The sequence below is a fragment of the Parafilimonas sp. genome, from assembly GCF_051953455.1.
Taxonomy (GTDB): domain Bacteria; phylum Bacteroidota; class Bacteroidia; order Chitinophagales; family Chitinophagaceae; genus Parafilimonas.
Genome location: NZ_JBQCIT010000008.1, coordinates 100,606 through 126,696 on the forward strand (window position 1 = coordinate 100,606; position 26,091 = coordinate 126,696).

At 39.6% G+C, this 26,091-nt stretch carries 19 protein-coding genes and 1 tRNA gene; 9 read left to right on the forward strand and 11 right to left on the reverse strand.

What is annotated here, in order from left to right:
• Positions 1-43: 43 nt before the first annotated feature.
• Together ACTHN6_RS02550 and ACTHN6_RS02555 are read left to right on the forward strand one after the other, a co-directional pair.
• Positions 44-724 carry a response regulator transcription factor gene (locus tag ACTHN6_RS02550; RefSeq protein ID WP_440434142.1) on the forward strand — a complete coding sequence of 227 codons (681 nt, stop codon included), beginning with the start codon at positions 44-46 and terminating at the stop codon, positions 722-724.
• A 6-nt stretch (positions 725-730) separates the two neighbouring features.
• Positions 731-1,990 (forward strand): type IX secretion system histidine kinase PorY, encoded by a 1,260-nt coding sequence (locus tag ACTHN6_RS02555; RefSeq protein WP_440434143.1) that lies wholly within the window; start codon positions 731-733, stop codon positions 1,988-1,990.
• Here the strand turns inward: ACTHN6_RS02555 and ACTHN6_RS02560 are convergent.
• The gene (locus tag ACTHN6_RS02560) at positions 1,974-2,108 is read right to left on the reverse strand and encodes a hypothetical protein (protein ID WP_440434144.1); all 135 of its coding nucleotides are present in this window, start codon (positions 2,106-2,108) and stop codon (positions 1,974-1,976) included. The genes ACTHN6_RS02555 and ACTHN6_RS02560 overlap by 17 nt on opposite strands.
• Before the next feature lie 95 nt (positions 2,109-2,203).
• Here ACTHN6_RS02560 and ACTHN6_RS02565 point away from each other — a divergent pair, with 95 nt between their 5' ends.
• The 4 genes from ACTHN6_RS02565 (at position 2,204) to ACTHN6_RS02580 (ending at position 8,968) form a co-directional block, all read left to right on the forward strand.
• Positions 2,204-3,307: a TolC family protein gene (locus tag ACTHN6_RS02565; RefSeq protein ID WP_440434145.1), complete on the forward strand. Its 1,104-nt coding sequence runs from the start codon at positions 2,204-2,206 to the stop codon at positions 3,305-3,307.
• Positions 3,307-4,248, forward strand: a complete 942-nt coding sequence (locus ACTHN6_RS02570) for an efflux RND transporter periplasmic adaptor subunit (RefSeq protein WP_440434146.1) — start codon at positions 3,307-3,309, stop codon at positions 4,246-4,248. The genes ACTHN6_RS02565 and ACTHN6_RS02570 overlap by 1 nt, the downstream gene beginning before the upstream one ends.
• A 26-nt stretch (positions 4,249-4,274) precedes the next feature.
• Positions 4,275-7,307 (forward strand): efflux RND transporter permease subunit, encoded by a 3,033-nt coding sequence (locus ACTHN6_RS02575; protein WP_440434147.1) that lies wholly within the window; start codon positions 4,275-4,277, stop codon positions 7,305-7,307.
• Between the two features lie 335 nt (positions 7,308-7,642).
• The gene (locus ACTHN6_RS02580; protein WP_440434148.1) at positions 7,643-8,968 is read left to right on the forward strand and encodes a hypothetical protein; all 1,326 of its coding nucleotides are present in this window, start codon (positions 7,643-7,645) and stop codon (positions 8,966-8,968) included.
• A gap of 71 nt (positions 8,969-9,039) precedes the next feature.
• Here ACTHN6_RS02580 and ACTHN6_RS02585 read toward each other — a convergent pair whose 3' ends face one another.
• The 7 genes from ACTHN6_RS02585 to ACTHN6_RS02615 form a co-directional block, all read right to left on the reverse strand.
• Complete coding sequence (locus ACTHN6_RS02585; RefSeq protein WP_440434149.1) at positions 9,040-9,828, reverse strand: phosphatase PAP2 family protein; 789 nt, start codon at positions 9,826-9,828, stop codon at positions 9,040-9,042.
• 168 nt (positions 9,829-9,996) lie between these two features.
• Positions 9,997-10,350, reverse strand: a complete 354-nt coding sequence (locus ACTHN6_RS02590; protein WP_440434150.1) for an Arm DNA-binding domain-containing protein — start codon at positions 10,348-10,350, stop codon at positions 9,997-9,999.
• 255 nt (positions 10,351-10,605) lie between these two features.
• Positions 10,606-10,679: transfer RNA gene (locus ACTHN6_RS02595), tRNA-Pro, on the reverse strand.
• 116 nt (positions 10,680-10,795) lie between these two features.
• Positions 10,796-11,809 carry a type I glyceraldehyde-3-phosphate dehydrogenase gene (gap, locus tag ACTHN6_RS02600; RefSeq protein ID WP_440434151.1) on the reverse strand — a complete coding sequence of 338 codons (1,014 nt, stop codon included), beginning with the start codon at positions 11,807-11,809 and terminating at the stop codon, positions 10,796-10,798.
• A gap of 202 nt (positions 11,810-12,011) precedes the next feature.
• Positions 12,012-13,046, reverse strand: coding sequence for an SMP-30/gluconolactonase/LRE family protein (locus ACTHN6_RS02605; protein WP_440434152.1), 1,035 nt, complete (start codon positions 13,044-13,046; stop codon positions 12,012-12,014).
• 22 nt (positions 13,047-13,068) lie between these two features.
• The gene (locus ACTHN6_RS02610; protein WP_440434153.1) at positions 13,069-14,016 is read right to left on the reverse strand and encodes a 2-dehydro-3-deoxygalactonokinase; all 948 of its coding nucleotides are present in this window, start codon (positions 14,014-14,016) and stop codon (positions 13,069-13,071) included.
• 133 nt (positions 14,017-14,149) lie between these two features.
• On the reverse strand, positions 14,150-14,773 hold the full coding sequence (locus ACTHN6_RS02615; RefSeq protein ID WP_440434154.1) for a bifunctional 4-hydroxy-2-oxoglutarate aldolase/2-dehydro-3-deoxy-phosphogluconate aldolase: 624 nt from the start codon (positions 14,771-14,773) through the stop codon (positions 14,150-14,152).
• A gap of 117 nt (positions 14,774-14,890) precedes the next feature.
• Between ACTHN6_RS02615 and ACTHN6_RS02620 the strand changes: the two genes are divergently transcribed.
• Positions 14,891-16,249 carry a M16 family metallopeptidase gene (locus ACTHN6_RS02620; protein WP_440434155.1) on the forward strand — a complete coding sequence of 453 codons (1,359 nt, stop codon included), beginning with the start codon at positions 14,891-14,893 and terminating at the stop codon, positions 16,247-16,249.
• A gap of 34 nt (positions 16,250-16,283) precedes the next feature.
• Entirely contained in the window at positions 16,284-17,669 is a 1,386-nt protein-coding gene (locus ACTHN6_RS02625; protein WP_440434156.1) for a M16 family metallopeptidase, read from the forward strand.
• 71 nt (positions 17,670-17,740) lie between these two features.
• On the opposite strand, the gene ACTHN6_RS02630 is transcribed toward ACTHN6_RS02625, so the two are convergent.
• Entirely contained in the window at positions 17,741-18,511 is a 771-nt protein-coding gene (locus ACTHN6_RS02630; RefSeq protein WP_440434157.1) for a pentapeptide repeat-containing protein, read from the reverse strand.
• Between the two features lie 234 nt (positions 18,512-18,745).
• Between ACTHN6_RS02630 and ACTHN6_RS02635 the strand changes: the two genes are divergently transcribed.
• Positions 18,746-24,292: an alpha-2-macroglobulin family protein gene (locus ACTHN6_RS02635; RefSeq protein WP_440434158.1), complete on the forward strand. Its 5,547-nt coding sequence runs from the start codon at positions 18,746-18,748 to the stop codon at positions 24,290-24,292.
• A gap of 120 nt (positions 24,293-24,412) precedes the next feature.
• Here the strand turns inward: ACTHN6_RS02635 and ACTHN6_RS02640 are convergent, their stop codons facing one another.
• Positions 24,413-24,853, reverse strand: coding sequence for a hypothetical protein (locus ACTHN6_RS02640; RefSeq protein WP_440434159.1), 441 nt, complete (start codon positions 24,851-24,853; stop codon positions 24,413-24,415).
• A 164-nt stretch (positions 24,854-25,017) separates the two neighbouring features.
• The gene (gene paaE, locus ACTHN6_RS02645; protein ID WP_440434160.1) at positions 25,018-26,085 is read right to left on the reverse strand and encodes a 1,2-phenylacetyl-CoA epoxidase subunit PaaE; all 1,068 of its coding nucleotides are present in this window, start codon (positions 26,083-26,085) and stop codon (positions 25,018-25,020) included.
• Positions 26,086-26,091: the final 6 nt, after the last annotated feature.

Genomic DNA, 26,091 nt, shown 5'->3' on the forward strand with positions numbered 1-26,091 from the left:
CTTAAAAATGATTTGAACTTTTGTAATCTCAAAAGCCTGTGACATGAAAATTTTAATAATAGAAGATGAGCAGCAATTATCTGCAAGTATGTGTGATTACCTGGGCACTGAAAAATTTGTTACCGAGGCCGCCTTCGATTTTAATACCGCCATGGAAAAAATTTCTTTGTATGATTATGCCTGTATCATACTCGATATAACTATTCCGGGTGGAAGCGGGATAGATATATTGAAAGAATTAAAAGCGAATAATAAAACAGACGGCGTAATCATTATCTCAGCCAAAAATTCACTGGATGATAAACTCCTGGGATTGAAGTCCGGCGCCGACGACTATTTAACCAAACCTTTCCATCTTCCGGAATTGGCTGCCAGGGTAGCTGCCATCATTCGAAGAAAATCATTTTATGGTAATAATACCATCAGCTTTGATTCAGTAAACATAAACCTGGACGCAAGGCAGGTTTTTATAGAAGGAAATGTATTAGAACTTACCAAAAAGGAATTTGACCTGTTATTATATTTTATCAGTAATAAAAACAAAGTGATCAGCAAATCCGCAATTGCCGAACATTTATGGGGCGACGATATGGACCTTGCCGACAACTATGATTTCATTTATACCCATATTAAAAACCTGCGCAGAAAAATGTTACAGCGGGGAACACAGGATTATATTAAATCTGTATATGGGATGGGGTATAAATTCAGCCTGTCTAAATAAACTGCAATGAAGCTGTTTACAAAATATAACCGCATTAACGTAATCTCTACGGTAATTATTTTTCTGATCGGTTGCATTGCATTTGCTGTTTTGCTGCGGTACGTAGTAATCAGCCAGATTGATGAGGATTTGAAGATTGAAAAAAATGAAATACTTACTTATGTAGCCCGAAACAAACATTTGCCGGGCATCATCGAAGTACGGGATCAATATACAACCTATGAACAGGTGGCCTCTCCTGTTTTTATTGGAAAAAGTATTTATACAAAAGAGGCTTATAGCACTGCTGAACAAGAAAAAGAAATTCAACGGATTATAAAATTTAATGTCAATGTAAATGGCAGATGGTTCCTGGTAAGTGTAAGCAAGTCACTGGCGGGTACAGATGATCTGATCCACTCCATCATTATTATCACTATTACACTTATCCTGCTTATACTTATAACAACCTTTTTTATAAACAGGTTTGTCTTACGAAGGTTATGGCAACCTTTTTATGAAACACTGCAATCCATGCAAAACTTCAATTTAAGTGAAACACAGGCAATACATTTTAAAGAAACTGCTATTGATGAATTTAACTACCTTAATAAGGTATCCGCAAATGCGATGACTAAAGCCCAGCGGGATTATCAAACATTAAAAGAGTTTACGGAAAATGCTTCCCATGAAATGCAAACGCCCATTGCAGTAATCCGGTCAAAGCTTGATATGCTTATTCAAAATGAAAACTTTTCGGAGGCAGACAGTAAGTATATACAAAATGCCTATACAGCACTGCAGGGTTTAAGCAAGCTTAGTCAATCTTTATTGCTGCTGGCAAAAATTGAAAATAATCAGTTCAATGAAAAAGCAGACTTTGACCTGAAGGAATTACTCGAAAGCAAAATAAACCAGTTTGATGAATTGTGGAAAGGGAGGAATATTGTGATAGACTGCGGTATTTCAAACTGCATGATCCATGGTAATTTTTATTTACTGGATATTTTACTGAATAACCTTTTGAGCAATGCCACAAAGTATAATATTCAACAGGGAACCATATTAATTTATCTAGTAGAAAGCAGGCTTACAATCACAAATACCGGCGCCAACCATGCTTTGAACAAGGATGCCCTGTTTAAAAGATTTGCGAAGCAAAATAGCACATCTGAAAGCCACGGCCTGGGGTTGTCTATTATCTACCAGATATGCCAGGCTTCAGGATTTACCTGTACGTATAATTTTAAGGAACCAGACCAGCATATATTCAGCATAAGTTTTTAAAGTTCAATTTTTCTTCAAATTCCATAGTTTCTTTTGTTGTTGCAGATATATTATCTGAGGGCAATCGAAATGATAAAAAAATACTTGCGACGGTTTCTCCTCCTTCTACTTTTTTCATATCCCGTTTTTTCAAAAGCGCAGCAAAAAAATCTTGACTTTTTTATACATGAGGCTGTACGCAACAGCCCCCTGTTAAAAGAAATTGGCAATATTATGCTGCTCAACAAAATTGACAGCCTGCAAATTCTTGCTCAGTACAAACCACAGGTAAACGGCATCAGCAATAATTACTACACTCCTGTTATGCACGGATACGGGTACGATGAAATTATCACCAATATCCGGAGCTTTAATGAACAGATCAGCGCCACCAAAACATTCGCAGGTAAGAAAAATTTAAAGATACAGTTCAATGGTATCCTGCTATTGAACGATTCTTTATCTATTGCCGGCAAAATAACGGAGCAGGACCTGCGGCGAACAGTTACCGCTGCCTATATTGCCGCGTATGGAAGCTGGCGGCAGTATAATTTTAATAACGAGATGTACAGCTTACTTTCAACAGAAGATTCCATTCTGAAAAGGCTCACACAATCCGGCATATATAAACAAACAGACTATCTTACTTTCCTGGTTACGCTGCGGCAACAACACCTGGCCATTATGCAGGCAAAGCAATTGTATCAAAACGACTATGCGATGCTGAATTATTTGTGTGGCCGTGTTGACACAATCTTTACGCCTTTAGACTCCCCGCATATAACGCTGCAGCAATTACCGGAGTACAATACATCCGTTTTTTATCAGAAGTTTACAACCGACAGTCTATTACTGAAGAATGAAGAACAGCAGGTTGGTCTTGCTTATAAGCCAAAGCTTTCTGTTACTGCCGATGCGGGATATGTTTCATCACTAACTTATTTGCTCTATAAAAATTTTGGCTTTGGTGCTGGCATTAACCTTATTGTTCCTATTTATGATGGCCATCAAAAAAAATTAGAATACCAGCGTTTAAATATTCGCGAGCAAACACGGGCTGCCAACCGCGATTTCTTTTCTGCCCAATACCGGCAGCAGGTAGCGCAGCTTTCACAGCAGTTACAAACAATCAGCCAGATAATCAGCGAAACGAATGACCAGGTGAAATATGCCCGCGCTTTGATTGATGCCAACCGCAAGCTTTTAATAACAGGAGATGCACGCATTGCAGACTATATTATTGCCATCAGCAATTATTTAAATGCGCAAAACACCATCACGCAAAATATTATACAGCAATTTCAAATTATCACGCAAATAAACTACTGGAACAGATAATGAATAAGTATACAATCTTTTTATGGCTCATCATTGTTACAGGAATTATTTCTTCCTGCAACAATCAAGGTAGCAATGCCGATGAAGAGAATATAATGCCGGATGCCGTTGTAACGCCGGTTACCGTTACGCATCCAACGCATGGCGGCATTAATCAAACTGTGGAACTGAATGCTACTGCTGCATTTTTATTAAAGACCTTCATAAAGTCGAATGCAGTAGGATATCTTCAAACATCAAACATAAAGCTTGGTGATTATGTAACAAGAGGGCAAACATTATTCACTATTAAAACAAAGGAAGCTGTTGCCCTGGGCAATACCATCAACAGCCTGGATTCATCCCTGCATTTTGAAGGCGTTATAAATGTGAGATCACCTATAAATGGTTATGTCTCGCAATTGAGCTATACCAAAGGGAATTATGTACAGGATGATGAACAACTCGCAGAAATAACAGATCAGTCAAGCTTTGTGTTTTTACTCGACCTGCCTTATGAGCTGAAACGTTTTATACAACAGAATAAACATCTGCAATTACACCTTGCAGACAGTACCGTGCTTGATGGCTATGTGCATTCGGTATTGCCTTACGTGGATTCAGTAGCACAAACACAACGATATATTATTAAAACAAAAGCCAATCAACTTATTCCGGAAAACCTTGTTGCCAAAGTGCATATTATAAAACAACAGGCAAACAATGCCGTGTTGCTGGAGAAACCTGCTGTACTGAGCAATGAAGAGCAAACTGAATTCTATATAATGAAATTGATGAATGATAGCATAGCAGTTAAAACAATTATTAAGAAAGGGATTGAAAGTAGTAATGCTATACAAATTATTGAACCTGTTTTAAATGACAGCGATAAGATCGTGCTTACAGGAAATTACGGGTTAGGCGATACTGCAAAGGTTAAGGTAGAACATATTGAACATTAGCATAACAAGGTGTTACGAGTTTAATAATGAAAAATTTTTTCGTTACATACAAAAACCCGGTTACAGTAATTATTGTAATTATTTTACTGGGTGGCGTGTTTGCCTATTCAAAAATGCAAACCGCTTTGTTTCCTGAAATCACCTTTCCCAAAATAAAGATCATTGCAGATGCAGGACAGCAGCCTGTAGATAAGATGATGATCACCGTTACACGCCAGCTCGAAAATGTTATCAAGCAGGTGCCTGGTCTGCAAACCATCCGCAGCACAACCAGCCGTGGCAGTTGTGAATTGTCGGCATTTTTAAACTGGAATGCTGATGTCGACCTGGCACAACAACGCATCCAATCTAAGATCAGTGAAATCACAAATACATTGCCGCCCGGCGTAAATATTAAGGTGGAGCGGATGAACCCTTCCATTCTGCCGGTAATGGGTTACTCACTGGAAAGCCATAGCCGCACGCCCATCGAAATGAAGATGCTGGCTATGTACACTGTCAAACCCTATTTATCAAGGGTGCAAGGTGTTTCGGAAGTGCGTGTAATAGGCGGTAAAACCAAGGAATATGATGTTACGCTTAACCAGCAAAAGATGAATGCGTTGGGTATTACCCCGGCTTCTGTAAGCGCTGCCATCGGGCAGAACAATATTATACAAAGCAATGGCTACCTGGATGACTACAGGCAGATGTACCTCACGGTTACTGATGCTTCAGTAAGCTCACTTGATCAACTGCAAAACATTGTTGTCAGCAATAACAACAAGCGCATCACATTGTTAAAAGATATTGCTGATATAACCATCGGGGAGGCAAAAGAATATGTAAAGATCAATGCCAACGGGCAGGAAAGCCTGTTGCTTGCAGTTATTAAACAACCGAACGCAAACCTGATTGATGTGTCGGACCAGATGAAGCAGCAGGTAGCAACGCTGCAAAAGATTTTACCAAAAGATGTTACAATAAAGCCCTATTATATACAGGCTGATTTTGTAAACAATGCTGTTAAAAGCGTTACCGATAGTTTATGGATCGGGCTTGCATTTGCTATGGTTGTTGCCATCATTTTTTTGCGCTCGTTTAAAGCAAGCAGTGTTATTCTGCTTACAATTCCTGTTACGCTACTGCTAACGATGATAGTGCTGTATGCAACGGGGCAAACTTTAAATATTATGACGCTCGGTGCAATTGCCGCCGCCATTGGCTTAATTATAGATGATGCCATTGTAGTGGTAGAACAAATACACCGCACACATGAAGAGTACCCTGCGGAATCATCGCTGGTATTGGTACAAAAAGCCATAAAATATCTATTGCCGGCCATGATTGGTTCTTCATTGAGCACCATCGTCATCTTTCTTCCCTTTAAATTAATGAGCGGCGTTGCAGGCGCTTATTTTACCGTACTCACAAACACCATGCTCATCACGCTGGTGTGCTCATTCTTTGTAACCTGGCTGGCATTGCCTGTTATCTATCTTTTGCTTTCGAGGCATAAACCACGCAAACAGCATAGTGTTAGAGAGCATACAGTTCACAGACAAAAATGGGTCGGCTTCTTTATACACCATTCCTATATCAGTTTTGCATTTGTTGCTGTATTGATCGTGGGAATCATTCTTATTTATCCCAATCTTCAAACGGGCTTTTTGCCGGATATGGATGAAGGGAGCATTGTATTGGATTATACATCGCCACCCGGCACATCATTGGAAGAAACAGACCGTATGCTCCGGGCCATAGAAAGAGAGATCGTAAAAATACCCGAAGTGCAGGCTTATTCCAGGCGAACAGGAACGCAGATGGGTTTTTTTATTACAGAACCCAATACCGGCGATTATTTAATCCAGTTAAAAAAGGACAGAACAAGAAGTACCGATGAAGTTTCTGCAGAAATACGCCAGCGTATTGAAAGCACCCAACCGGCCTTGCGTGTGGACTTTGGGCAGGTGATTGGTGATATGCTGGGCGATTTAATGACATCTGTTCAGCCAATAGAAATAAAAATTTTTGGCAATGATGAAAGCAGGTTGCATCAGCTTTCTAAACAGGTAGCTTCTATAGTTGAGAGTGTGCAGGGCACGGCAGATGTATTTGATGGTATTACCATAGCCGGCCCGTCTATTAACGTCGTTCCGGATTATATCAATCTTGCTCAGTATGGCATTACTGCACAGGATTTGCAATCACAGCTACAAACCGCACTCGAAGGAAATATTGCAGGCAGTGTATATGATAAAAACCAGCAAACCAATGTGCGCATTATGTATCCCGGCAGCAGGACAAGAACGGTTGATGATTTAAAACAAACCCAGATATTTTTACCGGGTGGCCAGCTAAAACCTGTTTCATCGCTGGTAAATGTTCAGTTATTACAAGGACAGGCAGAAATACAAAGGGAGGATTTGCAGAACATGGGCGTTGTTGAAGCAAGGCTTGATAATCGCGATCTCGGAAGCGCCATTAAAGAAATACAGCAGAAGGTTTCACAGCAGGTGGCATTGCCACAAGGCTACAGTATTGAATTTGGAGGCGCCTACGCCAATCAGCAGCAATCTTTTCACGAACTGCTCATTATTCTTATCACATCGAGCCTGCTGGTGTTTGGCGTAATACTGTTTATGTTTAGGGATTATCGCATTGCACTGGCTATTTTGTTAATTGCTGTATTGGGTATTGCCGGAAGCTTTATGGGTTTGTACTGTACAGGCACGCCACTGAATGTGGGTAGCTATACAGGGTTGATTATGATTGTTGGCATTATTGGTGAAAACGCCATATTTACCTTTTTACAGTTCAGGGAAAGCTATGCTGAAAATAAAAATATTGATCAGGCTGTTATTTATGCCGTATCAACGCGGCTTCGCCCCAAACTGATGACAGCGCTGGGCGCCATCATTGCATTAATGCCGATAGCATTGGGTATTGGCACAGGTGCGCAAATGCATCAGCCATTGGCAATTGCCGTCATTGGCGGTTTCATTATTGCCTTGCCATTGTTGTTAATTGTATTGCCAACCTCTATAAGAATAATATATAAGGGGAAAGATATTCAATGAGCTTATAAAGATTTGTACAACACATCTATCTACAGCCATAACTGCCGCCTGCATTGGAAGAAGCCAAAGAGGTTCTGCCGAACATATCCATATGACATTGCGTTAGTACGGCTATTATTTTCCTGTTTTACTTATTTAAAACTGTCTATAAACAACAGGTGTAATAAAATTAACACGACACCCAACCTTTTTTTTGAAAGTAGCATCTTATCATAAACCTGTACTGCAATCACCTTAATATAACCGGAATTGATGTAATACTACATTTTAAGTAATTGATTTAATACTGCCTTATTATGGTTAAACCTGTCACGAGGCAGTAACATGTTTTAAGGATGAAAGCTTTCAAAATTATATGGCTGGGTTTGCTTTCGGTTATTATTTTTTTGATCATTGATCAATACCTTTTTTGCCCGGCATATACTTTCAATAGTATAACGCCGTTTAGCGGTGATTCGATTTACAATCCTTATGCTGGTGCTATTGGAAACAAGTGGATAAAATGCAATTTTCATGCACACGATAATTGCTGGGATGGCATTACAAACGGCAAAGGATCATCCAACGACATTTATAACAAATACAATAATCTTCACTATATCATTCATGCTATTTCCAACTATCAACGTATTGATACAACGCATCAGTACCTGCCTAATTATATCAGCAGTTATGAACATGGTTATAATATATTAAAAAGTCACCAGCTTGTTCTTGGTGCAAATACTGTTTGCTGGAAAGATTATTTCTTCCCGCAAACCTTAAATAATAAGCAGCATATAATTTATTGCCTGCATAACACATCACCCAATGGATTACTGATTATTAACCATCCACTGTTAAGAGGAAATTACAGCCTGACAGATTTCAAATATCTCACAGGCTATTCATGCATGGAGGTGCTTCATCCTTCTGGTAATGCTTCTGCTTTATGGGATGCTGCATTATCTGCCGGCAGGCCAGTATTTATAGTAGGTGATGATGATTGTCATAACATTTTTGACAGCGCTAAGGTTGGGAGAATATGTACGTGGGTAAATGTGCCCGCGTTAAGCGAAAGCAATGTGCTGCAATCTTTACGCAAAGGTAATTGCTATGCAGTAGCCGTTGGTAAAGATGTGATGAGAAACGAAAGAAAAGGTGATGATAGTAAGATGCCTTCATTGCAACAGTTCATGCTGAAGGGAAATTCTATACAGGCCCGTTTCAGTATGGCTGCGAATGAAATAACAGTATCCGGCAAAAACGGACATTTGCTGTATAGGGCCTGCAACACCAATACGGTGTTATTTACGCTTGGGAAAAGTGAGCCTTATGCACGTATCACCGCCAATTATAAGGACGGAACGCAGATTTTATTAAACCCCGTTTTCAGGTATACTGAATTGCCTTTATTACAGTCATCTGCAGGCATCAACACTACACAAACCTCGTGGCGAAGGCTGGTTGGCATGGCTGTATTAGCAACCTGGTTTGGTTTTCTGCTAAAGCCTTTTTTACATTGGAAGCAACAAAATAAATTACCGAATCTATCTCCAGGATATGAATACATCTCAAATCTTAATACAAAAAATAGTAAAGTTTGGTATGGCAGGCCTGTCTGGTATTTTCGCAGATTTTTTTATAACCAGGGTTTTGAAAGAGAAGATCAGACTAAATAAAGTACCCGTCAAATAAATTGGCTTTTTCAGTGGCGGAGTCAATAATTTTATATTGAAGAGTAACTCAACCGTTACTCCAGGCAGTATAAAGCAGTAATGTTATAATGGCCATGATAAACCTCAGGAATAAAAGAAAAATGTTTTGATGCCAGCTTATATATTCCATTCATGGCCTTTACACTGGCGAAACCGCAGGCTGCACCAGCAAGTACATCCGATGCCCAATGGGCATTGTTGTATATCCTGCACAGGCCAACTAATCCAGCAGCGGAATAGGCAGCTACCGGCACCCATTTGGTATCTTTAAAGCAAGTTGCAAAAGCTGTAGCGGTTACAAATGCGTTAGAAGTGTGTGCAGAAAAGAACGATGTATTTGTTTTGGGGCTTCCACGCCAGTCAAATGTATTATAAGGGTCGCCGGTATTCGGGCGATGTCTTTGAAAGGTGATTTTTGCCTGGTTGGTTAGCAGGTCATTTATTACATGCCCGCCAATAAGTAATATAGTTGTCTTTTCGAGTTTTTTATTTTTAATAATTACTGAAGTAATACCCGTTGCTGCAGTGATTATGATATTGGAAGCACCGGTTCCGAGCCGCTGGTAGGCTGTTGCAACCGAAGTCACCGTTTTGTTTTGGTTGGATTGTGCCAGCTTCCTGATGTCGGTGTCCAGGTACTTATAGCAAAGAAAAGTGCCGGCAGCATAAGCAGCAGTATAGCCGGTTATTTTAAAAGTCTTGTTTTTCTTTAAACAGGCCGAGTCCGGCAGCGTATCCAAATGTGTTGAGATGATGGTATTTGTTTGGCCATAGCTTTCTGTAAAAGAAAAAAGAACAGCAATTAATACCAGGTATTTTGCCATGCAAAATTTTGCGGCAACGATAACTTTGAATTCTGTTGATAATTTGAAGTTTTCATTCTTGGTTAAATGTTTGTTTTGACCGTTTTACAACCCAACCCTGCAGGTATTTTTTGCATCTACTGTTCTGATACGAAGACAGGCAATTATTAACGCTTATTGCTTTAGGGTTTATATGCCTGAGCTAATCAGTCCGAGCAAGGTGTTTTCAACTTTTGTTTCGCCGCGATAAAGTTCCCTAATGGCAGGGGACACAACTTTATGTTCCAACAATAGTTGCTGGTAACATTTCATCAACCGGTAACGGGTATCGTCAATAAACTTATTGATTTGTTTGGCTTCGGGTGTTCTGCTAATAATACATTCCCTTTTTGAATCCCATAAAGCAACAGATATTGTTTTCTTTAAAGAAATATCCATTACTTTTTTGGAAATAGTAATTCTTGCCACAATAAAGGCTTCTTCAGTATTACCTTTTTTCCAGATGGCGATAAAACGCACGCAAAATGTTTGGGTAGTCTTCATACAACACAATTTTTAGGTTTAAAAAGTTTTCTTACTCCTCAGTACTACCTGGAAAAACAATGTGAAATGTGTCAAAAAGATGTTCACCCTTCAAAAATAGCGTTCAAAAAGCGCAAAAATTTCTCATTGTTTCACTCATAAAACCTATGACTAAAATGATGAGAAATGGGCTAAAATGGGGTAAATCGTAAAAAATATAAAGCCCGCAACTTATTGATTTTGCGGGCTTTAATTAAAAGTTAATAAAATGGTTCGTCGGGATGACTGGATTCGAACCAGCGGCCTCTTCGTCCCGAACGAAGCGCGCTACCGGGCTGCGCTACATCCCGAAAATGGACGGCAAAAATATTCTTATAACATTAATCTCCCAACACAAAATTTGTATTAACTGCATAAAAAAGCCACCGAAGAAAAACGATGGCTTTTTTATATTTTGTTTCTGCAGTTATTTGGAAATTAATCCTGCAAAATATTTTACGGTGCGCACTAACTGGCTTACATAACTCATTTCATTATCATACCAGCTTACAGTTTTTACTAACTGCTGATCGCCTATAGTTAACACTTTTGTTTGTGTTGCGTCAAACAAAGAACCATAATGCATGCCAATAATATCGCTGCTTACAATTTCATCTTCCGTATAGCCATAACTTTCATTGGCTGCAGCTTGCATGGCAGCGTTAACTTCTTCTACGGTAACTTTTTTACCAAGAATTGTTGTAAGCTCGGTTACTGATCCTGTAAGAACCGGTACACGCTGTGCAGTTCCGTCAAGTTTGCCTTTTAAGTTGGGTAAAACCAGGCCGATGGCTTTTGCAGCGCCGGTGCTGTTGGGAACAATATTATGTGCAGCAGCCCTTGCCCTTCTCAAATCGCCTTTAGCATGGGGAGCATCTTGTGTATTCTGGTCATTTGTATAAGCGTGAATGGTTGTCATTAAGCCCATTACAATGCCGTAAGTATCATCAAGCACTTTTGCCATTGGCGCAAGGCAGTTGGTGGTGCAGGATGCACAGCTTATAATTTTTTCAGAACCATCGAGAATATCGTGGTTAACATTAAATACAATTGTTTTAAGATCGCCTGTAGCAGGCGCAGAAATTACAACGCGTTTTGCACCTGCTTTCAAATGGGCTTCTGCTTTTGTTTTATCAGCAAAAAAGCCGGTGCATTCCAATACTACATCTACATCATGATCGCCCCAGGGAATTTGTGAAGGGTCTTTTTGTGCATATATTTTAATTTCATCACCTTCCACTATAATTGAATTGTCGGTCGCCTTCACTTCTTTACCAAAACCACCCTGTGCACTGTCGTATTTTAATAAATGAGCCAATACTTTCGGGCTTGTAAGATCGTTGATTGCAACTACATCTATTCCATCCATATTGTAAATCTGGCGATAAACCAGACGGCCAATTCTGCCAAATCCATTTATGGCAACTTTAACTGTACTCATAACTATTTTATTTTTTGAGACCGCAAATTTACGCCTTTATCACAAGAAAAATTAAAGTTTTTGACTGCTTTGGCATGCTGTTTAACAGACGCGGAAATATGCAACCGATATAAAAAGTAAAGGCTTATTGGCTTCGGGATTCGCAGCTATATAATCTGCCAAGTCCAGGAATCAAATTTTTTCGCTCTAGGTTCGAACGCTTTTAATCGTGCAATTTTATTTTCATTACCACATCGTCAGCGGTTACAAATAAAATATCCTTTGTTTCATTGAAAGCGCAATTGGATGTTTGCCTGCTATATACTTTAATTAAACCAATCAATTTCCCTCGGGGGGAAATAATATTAATGCCATCCGGCCCCGCACTGAAAATATTTCCATATTTATCTATTTTGAAACCATCTGAGCCTTGTTTTACGGTTGCCTTTGCTTTCATTACAGTCGCATCCAGTAAAATACGGCCGTTTTTAATGTCTCCATTTTCATCAAGATCGTATGCGTACCATCGCGGGTGTTCATCATCACTGCTGGCAACGTATAAAGTTTTCTCATCGTTGGATAATGCAATGCCGTTTGGTTTTTTAATGGTATCAATTAATAAAGATAATTTGCCATCAGCCATAATTTTGTAAACGCCTTCAAAATTTAATTCTCTTGTTGAGTCATTATCACGTTGTGGCAAACCATAAACCGGGTCGGTAAAATAAATATTGTTATGGCTGTCTGTAACAAGATCATTCGGGCTGTTGAATTTTTTGCCGTTATAGCCGGCTGCAAGCACGGTAAATGCAGGCTGCGGCGCATCTAAGCCTGAATTCAATTTCACAACCTGCCGGTTGCCCGACTGGCATAATAATAAATTGCCATTTTTATCCAGGGTTAAACCATTTGAACCATCTTCTCCGCCAATGCGTTTTACAGAACCCGTATAACCAGAAGGTGTTAAATATAATGTTGCCGTATCGCCTTCTTTCCATTGATAAATTTTATTCTCAATCACATCGGAAAACAGCAGCATTTGTTTAGCCGGAACCCAAACAGGGCCTTCGCTCCAGGTATAACCTTTGGCAATTATTTCAATGGCCGCATTGCTGTCAATTGCCTGCAGGGCAGCCGCATCGTAAATTTCTATTTTTCCAATTGCCATATCCGGATTTTGGGCAGATGACTGACGTGTGTTTTCGCTGCATGCGTTAATTAAAATATACAGCAGCAATGCAGGTATAAATCTTTTCATAATAGCAATTTCAACTTTAAATTTATTGATAGTGATTAAATAAAACCGTTTGCGCATTTATTAATGCCTTGTCAGCATCTTCCGTTAATAGCGTGAAATTTTTATTTAATGCTGATAGGGCTGCATGGTATAACTGTAATAAATTTCCCGATGAAACAATGGTTACTAATTCCACATTTTCGTTTAAAACCTGTTTTAATTCCTCGCCTATAAGCAAGCCGCTTAAATAATAATAGTTTTCTTTTTTGTCCATTGTATTGAACAAAGTATTGATGCGGACATGAAAAATATTATTTAAGAAAGATGATGCAGTTGCATCGCTAACGCCCTTTAAAAAAATATCATTGGCCTTTGTATTTGTATTTTCCTGTTCAACCGAATTTGATAAAATACTTTTTGTGGAAAGCAGTTGAAACAACTCGCCGGTCATATAGGTTTTAATTTCCGCCAGCATTTTATTTTCTACCAGTATATGTTTGGAGTGTGTGCCTGGTAATATAAATAATTGTTTATTGAATGATGAATTTATGGAGCAGCCTGCAAGGATTGTTTCTTCGCCGCGCATTACATCTGCTGAAGAGCAGGCGCCTGAAACCAGTATTGTTTTATGCGGAAAAGATGGTGAGCCTGCAATAATATCAGTTAATAAATTTTGCGGATGAATAACGAACGGAATCTTTTTATAAGGCAATTCTTTCATGCCGATAGCAGAAGATGCCATGCCTGCAATTATTAAAGGTATATTGCTTAAAGATTTGCCTGCTTGTTGAGCGAGCTGTTGAATTTGCTCATTTATATAGTTGCTGTAAAACGAAAGTCTGTCGGTTCTTTGTTGCGCTTTCCATGCATCGTAAGTCGCTGAAATGCCTTGCTGCGTAAGCGTTTCAGCCAATACTGTTTTTGTTGCTGCATCAATTAAACGCAGCCGGAATGAACTTGTTCCCCAATCGCAGCTTAAGAAAATTTGCATATTTATTTGAACCTGATTTATTGCTGAATAATGTTTTAACTGTACAAGTGTTGCGACGCAACGGCAGCTAAATGAAAATACAACTGCCGGTAACCAAATAAACAATCATGTTATGCAAAGCATAACAGCACATTTAAGCCTGCAATGCTGCAACCAGTTGTTTTGCTTTTGCCATTATCGTTTCAAGATATGCTTTATTAACCGTGGCTTTACTGCTCACCAAAGCGCTTCCTATACCAAAAGCCACCGCGCCGGTTTTAGCAAACGTTTGAATGTTTGATGCATCAATGCCGCCGGTTGGCATAACCTTTATAAAATTGAGCGGCGCTAAAATATTCTTCACATAATCTGCATTAAGACAGGGAAATATTTTAATGATATCTGCACCGTTTTTATGTGCAGCCACAATTTCTGTGGGAGTAAATGCACCGGGAATGCTTACGATGCCTGCATCTTTTGCTGCTTTAATTACCTGCGTATCAAGTGATGGCGAAATAAGAAATGCAGCGCCTGCCGCAATAGCATTGTTCGCATCCTTTTCATCAATTACAGTGCCTGCGCCAATAAGCATTTTGTTTTTGAATTCATGGTTTAACTGTTCAATGGCAGGCAAAGTATTTTCTGAATTTAAAGTAATTTCCAGCAGGCGGATACCACCATTATATAAGGCGTTTGCAATGTTTGTTATTTCTGCCGGTGGCATGCCGCGTAAAATGGCCACAATTTTATGTTCAAATATTTGCGATAAACTTGTCATGCCATAAAGATAAAGTTATCAGCCACTGCTGCACATCAAAAACTTTTACCGAATATCCATATTTGCTTTCCGGATTCGTATAAACGCTTATATTGGGCGCTTTGTAAAATTCATTTCATGAAAAAAGATTACTATTTCAAACCTTTGCTGATAGTGCTGTTGCTATCAGCATGGTGTACCCGGTTAATGGCGCAACAGTTAAAAGTGCCGGTTGAATATTATAAACTTAAAAACGGTTTAAAGGTTGTTTTATCGCCGGATAAAACAGCGCCAATTGTTGACATAGGCGTTTATTACAACATTGGTTTTCGCATAGAACCAAAAGACCGAACCGGTTTTGCGCATTTGTTTGAGCACATGATGTTCCAGGGTTCACAGAACCTTGGCAAGATGGAATTTATAAAACTGGTGCAGCAAAACGGCGGCATATTAAACGGCTCCACCCGTTTTGATTTTACCAATTATTTTGAAGTGCTGCCTGCGCATAAACTTGAAACCGGTTTATGGGCAGAAGCCGACCGCATGAAAGGCCTTGCTATTACACAGGATAACTTAACCAATCAGCAGGGTGTTGTAAAGAATGAAGTGAAGGTAAATGTGCTTAACCAGCCGTACGGCGGTTTTCCGTGGTTAGATATGCCGCAGTATGCGAATAAGAACTGGTATAACGCACATAATTTCTATGGCGATCTGAAAGACCTTGATTCGGCTAACCTTGATGATGTTCAAAGCTTTTTTAAAACATATTATGCACCCAACAATGCTGTAATAGTTGTGGTGGGCGATTTTGAACCTGCTGAAGCAAAGAAATGGATAGACCAGTATTTTGCGGCTATACCATCAGCCACATTACCCCCCAAACCTGATATTACCGAACCAAAGCAGGAACAGGAACAACGATTTGTAAAGGAAGACAAGCTTGCCAATAAGCCCGCTATTGCGGTTGCTTATAAAATGCCCGATAGAAATACGCCGGAATATTATGCAATGGGATTGATTGATCAAATATTATTACAGGGCAAAGACAGTAAGCTGTATCAATACCTTGTGCAGGACAAAGGTTATACTTCAAGCATAAGCGGCGGGATAAATTATCTCGGAAACATGTATAACTATAACGGCCCGATGGTTTGGATGGCTGATTGTATTTATGATTCAACAGTGAATGCGGATTCAATTGTTGCGCAGTTTGATAAGGCGGTTAATGATGTTTCAAAAGTTACGCAGGCCGACCTCAACCTTGCATTGGTTAAAATGCGTTCTGATTTATATGATGCTTTGGGCGGGCAGTTTGGTATTGGAAAAGTTGACCTGCTGGCATCGTTTGCATTGTTTGATGATAATCCAAACCGCATCAATTCGCTGGAAGAAGAATTTAAAAAGGTTACGCCTGAATTAATAAAGAAAACCGCACAGGAATACCTGCGTTCAACCAACAGGACTATTTTAATTGTTGATCCGAAAGCCGGTAAATAAACATGAAGCCATCATTAGCTTAAAAAAATAAGAGATGAAAAAAATTGCATTATATATGTTATCCGCAACGCTTTTATGCAGCGTTGCATTTACAGCAAAAGCGCAAAAGCAAACACCGCCGGAAGGAGGAACGCCAAAAGATTTTGTATTGCCATCTAAAAAACAAAATACATTACCTAACGGCATGCGCACTACAATGGTTGAATACGGCTCTTTGCCAAAAGTATATGTAAGCCTTATTATTAAAACGGGCAATGTGCAGGAAGCTGCCAACCAGGTTTGGCTTTCAGATTTATTGGGAAAGTTAATGAATGAAGGCACAACATCGCTTAGCGCTACAGCACTTGCTAAAAAAGCTGCCGGTATGGGTGGCCAGGTTGGTGTGAGTGTTGGCTCTGATCAGTTCACGATTTATGGCTCTGCCTTGTCTGAGTATGCACCCGACCTGGTAAAGCTGGTTGCTGATGTTGCTATTAATCCCTTGCTGCCTGCAAGTGAAATGGATCGTTTAAAAGCCGATTTAAAACGCCAGCTAGCATTAAATAAAAGTGTGCCGCAGTCTATTGCGCAGGAAAAATTCTTTAATGTAATGTGGGGCGATACGCCTTATGGAATATTGTATCCAACAGAAGCTATGCTGGACAGTTATACCATTGATGACGTTAAAAAATTTTATAACGATAACCTCGGCGCAAAACGCTCTGTGTTATACGTTGCCGGAAAATTTGATGAAGCCGCTACAACAAAAGCTGCATCGGCAAGCTTCAGCAAATGGAAGGCCGGTCCTGGAGCTGCTTATCCTTCAATAACACCGAATACATCAGCCAATTCAAGCATTATTATCGACCGTAAGGGTGCACCTCAAACAACGGTGATTATCGGTTTGCCGGTAATCAATCCAAAAAATCCCGATTACCTGCCATTGACGATAATGAATTCTTTGCTTGGCGGTTCATTTGCTTCAAGAATTACAAGTAATATCAGGGAGAATAAAGGCTATACTTATTCACCGTCCAGCTCCGTATCATCTCATCCTTCCGGTGCAGTTTGGTATGAGGCGGCAGATATAACCAGCGAACATACTATTGATGCTATTGATGAAATAAAAAAGGAAGTTGTTCGCCTGCAAACGGAAGCCCCTTCTGCCGACGAGCTTGGCGGCATTCAGCGTTATACCGCCGGCATATTTGTGTTGCAAAATTCCACGCCAACCGGCATTATAAGCCAATTGAATTTTCTTGATTTATATGGATTGGATGACAACTATTTAACCAACCGCGTTAAAAATATTTATGCGGTTACGCCACAACAGGTTAGTGAGCTGACAAAGAAATATCTGCCAACAGATAAAATGGCGATTGTAATGGTAGGCGATGAAGCTTCCATTAAAGAGCAGCAGTCTAAAGCAGGAAATAATTAAGGTTATATTATTATTGAATAAAAGGGTAAGCAAAAGCTTACCCTTTTATTTTATAAATATGCTGGTAAAGATTACTTGTTTACAAGCTCATGCATGTTTGTTTGATGGTTGTCAAGCGTTGTATATTTAAAATCGTTTGAGCCCGAAAAACTTGCGCCTTTTAAATTAACAGCACTCACAAATGCCGCATATTTAAAATTTGCATCGTCTTTAAATGATGCACCGGCAAAACTGCCTGCATGTTTAAACTGTGCGTACTTAAAATCTGCATCGCCTTCAAACACAGTATTGCTGAAATCAAAATTTGCCGGAAAATCAACATATTTAAAAATAGCCTCTTCCTTAAATATTACGGATTTAAAAACAGGCCCGTTTTTAAAGCTGGTATATTTAAATTCCGCTTCTTCATTAAAGCGGCTGCCCGCAAAAGATGTTTTGTTATTGAATACAGAATATTTAAAAGAAACATCATCCTGGAAACTGCAGTTCTCAAAATTTACGCCTGCATTAAAGTTGGCATTATATACAGTGCTGTTGTTTATAAAAGATTTACCATTATCAGGATTATAATAACCTATCACTTTGCCCGTGAATTTACAGTTGCTGAAAGTAACCGGGACATTAATTGTGCTGATATATGTTTTATCGTTTGAATTGGTTCTTTCAAGCTTCTTATTATTAAGGTTTGTAAAATCAAGCGTGCCTGTAATTTCTGCATCTTTTATTAATACAGGCTGATTATTGTTGATACTTTCAATTACCGATGCTGCATTTACAGTTTTCTGGGCAAAGCTTATAGCCGGCATTACTAACAGCAACAAAACTGAAATAATTGTTCTCATTTTATAGTTTTTTGAAAGATAGATTTTTAGGCAGAAAGGTAGAAAGGCTTATGGAGATGCGGCATTATCAGTATTTCAACGGCGAAGCTGATTTACAGAATTATACATCAGTTATCAGTTGCCGGCATTTCTGGAACAGTTAACAAACATTTTCTTTTTGTAATTACACCGCTTCTTTTAATTTAGATGGAGTATAACGATCATTAGAATAAATACATTTCTTAAACCTGCAGTATGAATAAAGCAATTTCAGCACCAAATATTGGTTATATAGTTTTATGGATAACCGTTATTCTTTCTGCCTGCAAAACCACACCAAAACTTATAGACGTTGATCCCGCATTTAGCCAGTATATTGATGCTTATACTTCTGGTGTTATTTCAAAGAAAAATACAGTCAGGATACAACTGGCTGCTGATGTATCAACAACACATACTTTGAATGAAGAGGTAAAAGAAAATCTTTTTTCTTTTTCTCCCTCGGTTGATGGTAAAGCTTACTGGATTGATGCCCGCACCATAGAATTTAAACCCGGCAATGACCTTACGCCCGATCAGTTATATGAAGTGAATTTTAAACTGGGTAATGTAATCAAAGCACCTTCAAAGTTTGATGATTTTAAATTTAATGTGCAGGTGGTAAAGCCATCATTTGAAGTAAATGAATATGGGCTTCGCAGTAACAATAAAACTTCGATGAATTTATCGGGGAAAATTTTAACGGCGGATGTGGAAACTTCTGCCAATATTGAAAAATTATTAACGGCTTCCATTGCAGGTAAAGCAATACCTGTTACCTGGCAGCATAATGAATCTGTAAAGGAACACCAGTTTACGCTCAGTAATATTCCACGTACAAACAATGCACAAAACCTATTGCTGCAATGGAAAGGCGAAGCCATTAACAGTAAGCAACAGGGCGAAAAGGAAATTGAAGTGCCTGCATTGGGCGACTTTAAATTACTCGATGTGCGTGCTTCGCAGGAAGATGAACAATACGCATTGGCACAGTTTAGCGACCCCATTTCTGCCGGCCAGGATTTGAATGGTTTGATAACAATCAGCAATGTTGAAAACCCGGCTTTCACCATTTCAGGCAGCGAAGTAAAAGTATATGCCAACGATGACCTGGATGGTGATCATACTATAAACGTTTTGCCGGGCATTGAAAATATTAGCGGCGATAAATTGCAGAAAAATTATTCATCCAATGTATTTTTTGAAAACCGCCTGCCGCATGTAACTATTAAAGGAAAGGGGAATATTTTGCCCAACAGCACCGGTAAACTGGTGCTGCCCTTTGAAGCCATTAATTTAAAAGCCGTTGATGTTTCCATTATCAAAGTTTATGAAAACAATATTGCCCAGTTTCTTCAGGTAAACGATATGAATGGTGAACAGGACTTGCGCCGCGTTGGTAATCCAATAAAAGAAGCAACCGTAAGACTGGATGATGATAAATCACTCAACCTTCATCATAAAAATGCGTTTTCCCTTGATCTTGATAAATTCATTCGCGCAGAGCCCGGCGCTATCTACCGCGTTACAATTGGCTTTCGCCCCGGTTACGCTTTATATACCTGCGACAGCCTGCATAAAGATGAAGGTGATGAATGGGGCTATTATAATGCAAGCAATGAATACGCGCTGGATGATAATGAAGATTTCTGGAACCGTTACGATAATTATTATCCTTATGGTTATAACTGGCGCCAAAGAAATAACCCCTGCTTCAGTTCTTATTACAGCAAAGAAAAATTTGCAACAAGGAATATTTTAGCAAGTAATATTGGTTTAACGGCAAAGTATTCAACCAATAAAAGTTTGTTTGTTGCAGTGAATGATCTCATCTCAACAGAACCTATGAAAAATGTTGAACTGCAGGTGCTCGATTACCAGCAACAAATAATTGCAAAAGCAACCAGCGATGGTGATGGGCTTGCAATGATTGAATTAAAACGTAAACCCTTTTTATTGATTGCCAAACAAGGCAGCCAGTCAGGATATTTAAAATTAGATGATGGCAGTAGTTTGCCGTTAAGCCGTTTTGATGTTGGCGGTGATGAAGTGAAGAATGGAATTAAAGGTTACATCTTTGGTGAACGCGGTGTTTGGCGGCCTGGCGATAGTTTGTTTTTGAGTTGTATCATCAATGATAAAAATAATCCCCTGCCGGATGATTATCCTTTGGAGATGGAGATGATTTCGCCGCGGGGTCAGTTATACAAACGCATTGTGCAAACCAATGCTGCTGATGGGTTCAATGTTTTCAGAACGGCAACCGATGCCGATGCGCCAACGGGCAACTGGATATGCCGTGTAAAAGCCGGCGGCGCTGCATTTGAAAAAAAGCTGAAGATTGAAGCGGTGATGCCAAACCGTTTAAAAATAAATCTTGATTTTGGTAATGTTGATGCGCTTGGAAAAAATACTACTGTTAACGGAACACTTACTGCAAAATGGTTGTTTGGAGCAACGGCGCAAAATTTAAAAGCAAGGGTTGATGCGCAGTTGTATAAAAAGAAAACAAAATTTCCAAAGCTGGATAGTTATGTATTTGATAATCCAACATCAAATTTTACATCACAATCCAAAACTATTTATGATGGCACATTAAGTGCTGACGGAACAGCGGCTGTTAATCCAACATTTGCAGCAGGCGAAGATGCGCCGGGACAATTATTGACGAATCTCGTTGTTAAAGTATTTGAGCCCGGAGGCAGTTTCAGCATCGATAATTTCTCCATGCCTTTCAATCCATATTCATCTTATGTTGGCGTGCAGGTGCCTGAAGGTGATAAAACCTGGGGCTTCTTGCAATCGGGCCAAAGCCATCGTTTCAATATTGTTGATGTTGATACAAAAGGAAAATTTTTACAGGGCAGTTCATCTGTACAGGTTCAATTGTATAAAATTCAATGGCGCTGGTGGTGGGATGAAAATGATGACCTCTCCAATTTTACACAAAATGAATATAATAAGTTTATAAAAAAAGATACAGTACAGCTAACGAACGGCAAAGGTTTTTACAATATAAAAATGGATGAAGATAATTGGGGAAGGTACCTGATTTTAATAAAAGATATGCGCAGCGGCCATATAACCGGCAGCACATTTTTTGTGGATGATTATAGCTGGCAAACCCGCGCCGGCGGCAGCGATCCTTCTGCGGCGGCTATGCTTTCTTTCACTTCAGATAAAGAAAAATATAATGTGGGCGATGATGTGAACTTAACTATTCCTTCCGGCAAAGGCGGCCGTGCATTGATAAGCATTGAAAGCGGCAGCAAAGTGCTGAAAACATATTGGGTGAATACAGAACAGGGGCAAACAAAATTTTCTTTTAAAGCGGAAGCAGCATACAGCCCGAATGTATATGTGAATGTGAGCCTGATTCAGCCGCATGCACAAACGGTAAACGATCTGCCGATAAGAATGTATGGCGTTCTGCCCGTTATGATTGATGATAAGAATACGGTTTTAAAGCCTGTTATTAAAATGGCTGATGTTATTCGTCCTGAGGTAAAGAATACCATCACCGTTTCTGAAATATCCAATAAAAAGATGACCTATATAATTGCATTGGTGGATAACGGTTTGCTTGATCTCACCCATTTTAAAACACCCAATCCGCATGATGCGTTTTATGCGCGTGAAGCATTGGGCGTGAAAAGCTGGGATTTATATGATGATGTGATTGGTGCTTTTGGCTCGCAAATTCAGCGCATACTTACCATTGGCGGGGATGTGGAAGCAGAAATTGCCAGCAATACAAGACGTGCCAACCGCTTTAAACCTGTTGTTGAATTTATGGGGCCATTCACCTTAAAAAGCGGAAGCAAAACGCACAGTTTTATTTTGCCGGCTTATATGGGCAGTGTGCGTGCCATGGTAATTGCGGCGGGCGATGATGCCTATGGTTATGCTGATAAAGATGTTACTGTAAAGAAACCATTGATGATATTGCCAACGCTGCCAAGGGTTCTTGGCCCCGGCGAAGAAGTGAAAATTCCTGTTACGGTTTTTGCAACCAATAGCAATATTAAAAACGTTTCATTAAGCATCCAGTCAAACCCGTACATAACGGCAACCGGTAATCAAACCATTAGCTTTGATAAGCCGGGAGAGCAGCAAACTTATTTTACTGCGAAGGTGAATAATACAACAGGCATTGGCGATATTAAAATTGTTGCAGCAAGCAGTGGCGAACAGGCGGTTTATCAAACAGAGATTGATGTAAGAAATCCTAACCCTTATACAACACAGGTTACGGAAACAACATTACAGCCGGGACAAAACTGGAATTCAACTGTGGCAATGATTGGCGATGCACAAAGCAGTAAAGCCACGCTGGAAATATCAAGCATTCCTGCAATGGATTTGCAAAAAAGGTTAACCTATTTAATCACGTATCCGCATGGCTGCATCGAACAAACAACCTCGGCTGTGTTTCCTCAACTGGTATTAAACCAGTTAATGGATTTGAGCGATAAACAAAAAGCAGAAGTTGACCGGAATATAAAATTGGTTCTGCAGCGTTATAATAATTTTCAGCAGAGTGATGGAGGATTTAGTTACTGGCCAAACGGCAGCAGCAGCGATGAATGGGGCAGTAATTATGCAGGCCATTTTTTATTGATTGCACAATCGAAAGGCTATAATATTTCGCAAAGCATGCTGCAGCAATGGAAGCAATATGAACGCAGCAAAGCGCTTGCCTGGAATGTAACATCGGCGCCATGGTATGGAACTGATCTGATGCAATCATATCGTTTATACTTATTAGCATTAGCAGGCTCGCCCGAACTTGGCGCCATGAACCGTTTAAAAGAATGGAAATTCTTAACGCCTGAAGGGAAGTGGAGATTAGCAGCCGCTTACCAGTTAGTGGGGCAAACAAAGGTGGCATTGCAATTAATAAGCGGTTTACCTACTTCATTCCCTGAAAGAAAAAATCCCGGTTATACGTATGGCAGCGATTTGCGCGACCAGGCCATGGTGCTGGAAACACTCGTATTGATGAAACGCAATGCAGAAGCTAATCAATTGGTGAAAACAGTTGCTTCAAAATTATCGCAGGATAACTGGTACAGCACGCAAACAACCGCTTACAGCTTAATTGCTATTGCCGGATTTGCGGGCAGTAACACATCAGGACAAAAAATAATAGCAAACGGTAAATCAGGCAATCAAAATATCAATATCAATTCATCATCTGTTATTGCACAAAATGCATTGCAATGGCAGCGTGGAAAAGCCAATATCCAATTGCAAAACAAAGGCAGTAATGTTTTGTTTGTAAGAATTATTAATGAAGGAAAACCAATCAACGGTGAAAATATTTCAGTGACCAATAACCCGGATATCTTAAAAGTGAATGTAAGTTTTGTAAGCATGAACAATACTGCCGTTAATATTGATTCTGTAAAGCAGGGAACTGATTTTGTTGCGAAGGTTGTGGTTACGAATCCGGGCAAAAGAGATGCTTACAGTAATCTTGCGTTAAGCGAAATTTTTCCGGGCGGCTGGGAAATATTAAATACAAGATTGTATAACAGCGAAGGAAGTTTTCAATCATCACCCAGCGATTATATGGATATCCGCGACGACCGTGTTTATTATTATTTCGATCTGAAACCTTACGAAACAAAGGTGTATTATGTGCAGTTAAATGCGGCCTATCTTGGTAAATATTACTGGCCGGGCATTTATTGCGAAGCTATGTATGATCATACGATAAGCGGCGGCGAAAAAGGCAGATGGGTGAAAGTGGTGGAATGATGAGTGCCAGTTATAAAGTTTGTTACATGAAGAAGTATTCATATTCTTTTTGTAACGGTTTCGCAATTGAACACTTTAAATGTTTAATCTCAGCAATCTTACATTTTTTCAAATCCACGCTCAAATATCATCATCATTCTTTCTTTTCCGCGGCTTACGCATGTCCATTTCTTCTAACAACGCTTCGGGGGTTGGGCGTGCTGTAATTTCTTTGGCTATAAATAAAAAAACAACGGGGATTAATATAGAACCAAGCAATTCATCCCATTGCAGCCAGTAGCCCCACCAGCTATACAGGGCTGCTTTGGAAGGATCGGAAGTTTCATAAATTACCTGCACCGTTTGGCCTTCTTTTAAATTGCGAAAAACATAACCGGCATTAACCGCGTATTCATCTTTGCCAATGCTGAAAACAGCTTTTGGAACTGATTTATTAGTACTGTCGGTTATGTAATGAATGCTGCCTGTTGTTATTTCGCCATCCTGGAAATCGGGTTTGCGGCTGAATAAAATATATAAGCCAACACAAATAATATAAAACGGAATAATAGATTTAATCAAGCTATGAATTTTACGCGAATTTAATGGGTTGATATTTTAAACATGGAAACTATTGAGCGCGAGCTTTTAAACTACTTTCTGGTGAGTGGTGTGTTCTCAACTGTGAGTGAATACTGAATGTTTAAGAGGGTTATTCATCTTTCACCACTGACAACTCGCATATATTACTTCACATCAAAATCAATCATCACCTCTTTTGTGCGGGGGTGGCTTTGGCAGGTGAGAATAAAACCCTGTTCAACTTCTTCGGCCATGAGGCCATAGTTTACATCCATTTCAACTTCGCCCTTTACCAGCTTTGCCTTGCAGGTGGTGCAAACACCGCTCTTGCAGGAATAAGGTGCATCGGCGCCCTGCTGTAAGGCGGCGTCTAAAATGCTCATGCCATTATAGGGCAGGCTGAGGCTGAAGCTTATGCCATCAAGCTGCAGCGTGACCTGCGCTACATCTTCTTTAAGTTTTTCCGGTTGTGTTTTTTTTGTTGCATTAAAAGGAGCAGTATTGAACAGCTCAAAATAGATTTTATTTTCAGCAACGCCTTTTGACAGCAGCCAGTCTTTTAAAGAAAATATCATTGCTGCCGGCCCGCAAATAAAAAAGGCATCTGCTTTTAAGGAAGCCACACTGTTGAATATCTGTTCACATTTTGAAATATCAATCCTGCCTTCATTTAATGGCGCTTCTGTATGTTCACGGCTTAAAATATGCACAAGCTGAAACCGGCTCATGAACTTGTTTTTCAGCGCTTCTATTTCTTCTTTAAAAATAATGGATTGCCTTGTGCGGTTGCCATAGATCAAAGTAAAATGGCTGTGCGGTTGCTGTGCCAGCCCTGTTTTAATAATGGATAGAACAGGTGTTATGCCACTGCCTGCAGCAAAGCATACAAAGTGTTTCGCATCATTTGTTTCCGGTAAAATAAAATGCCCCATTGGCGGCATTAACTCAATGGTATCACCGGGCTTTAGAATGTTGTTGGCAAACTCAGAAAAGATGCCGCCATCAACTTTTTTCACAGCGATGCGCCATTCTTTATGCAAAGGCGAACTGCAGAGCGAATAAGACCTTCTTATTTCTTCATTGTTAATAAAGGTGCGCAGTGTTATATGCTGGCCTGGCTGATAAGCAAATTTTTCCTGCAGGTTTTGAGGTACTTCCAGTAAAACTGAAACACAGTCTTCTGTTTCGCGCCGCACTTCTTTTACAAGCAGTTTCTCAAAGTGTGTTGACATGCATGC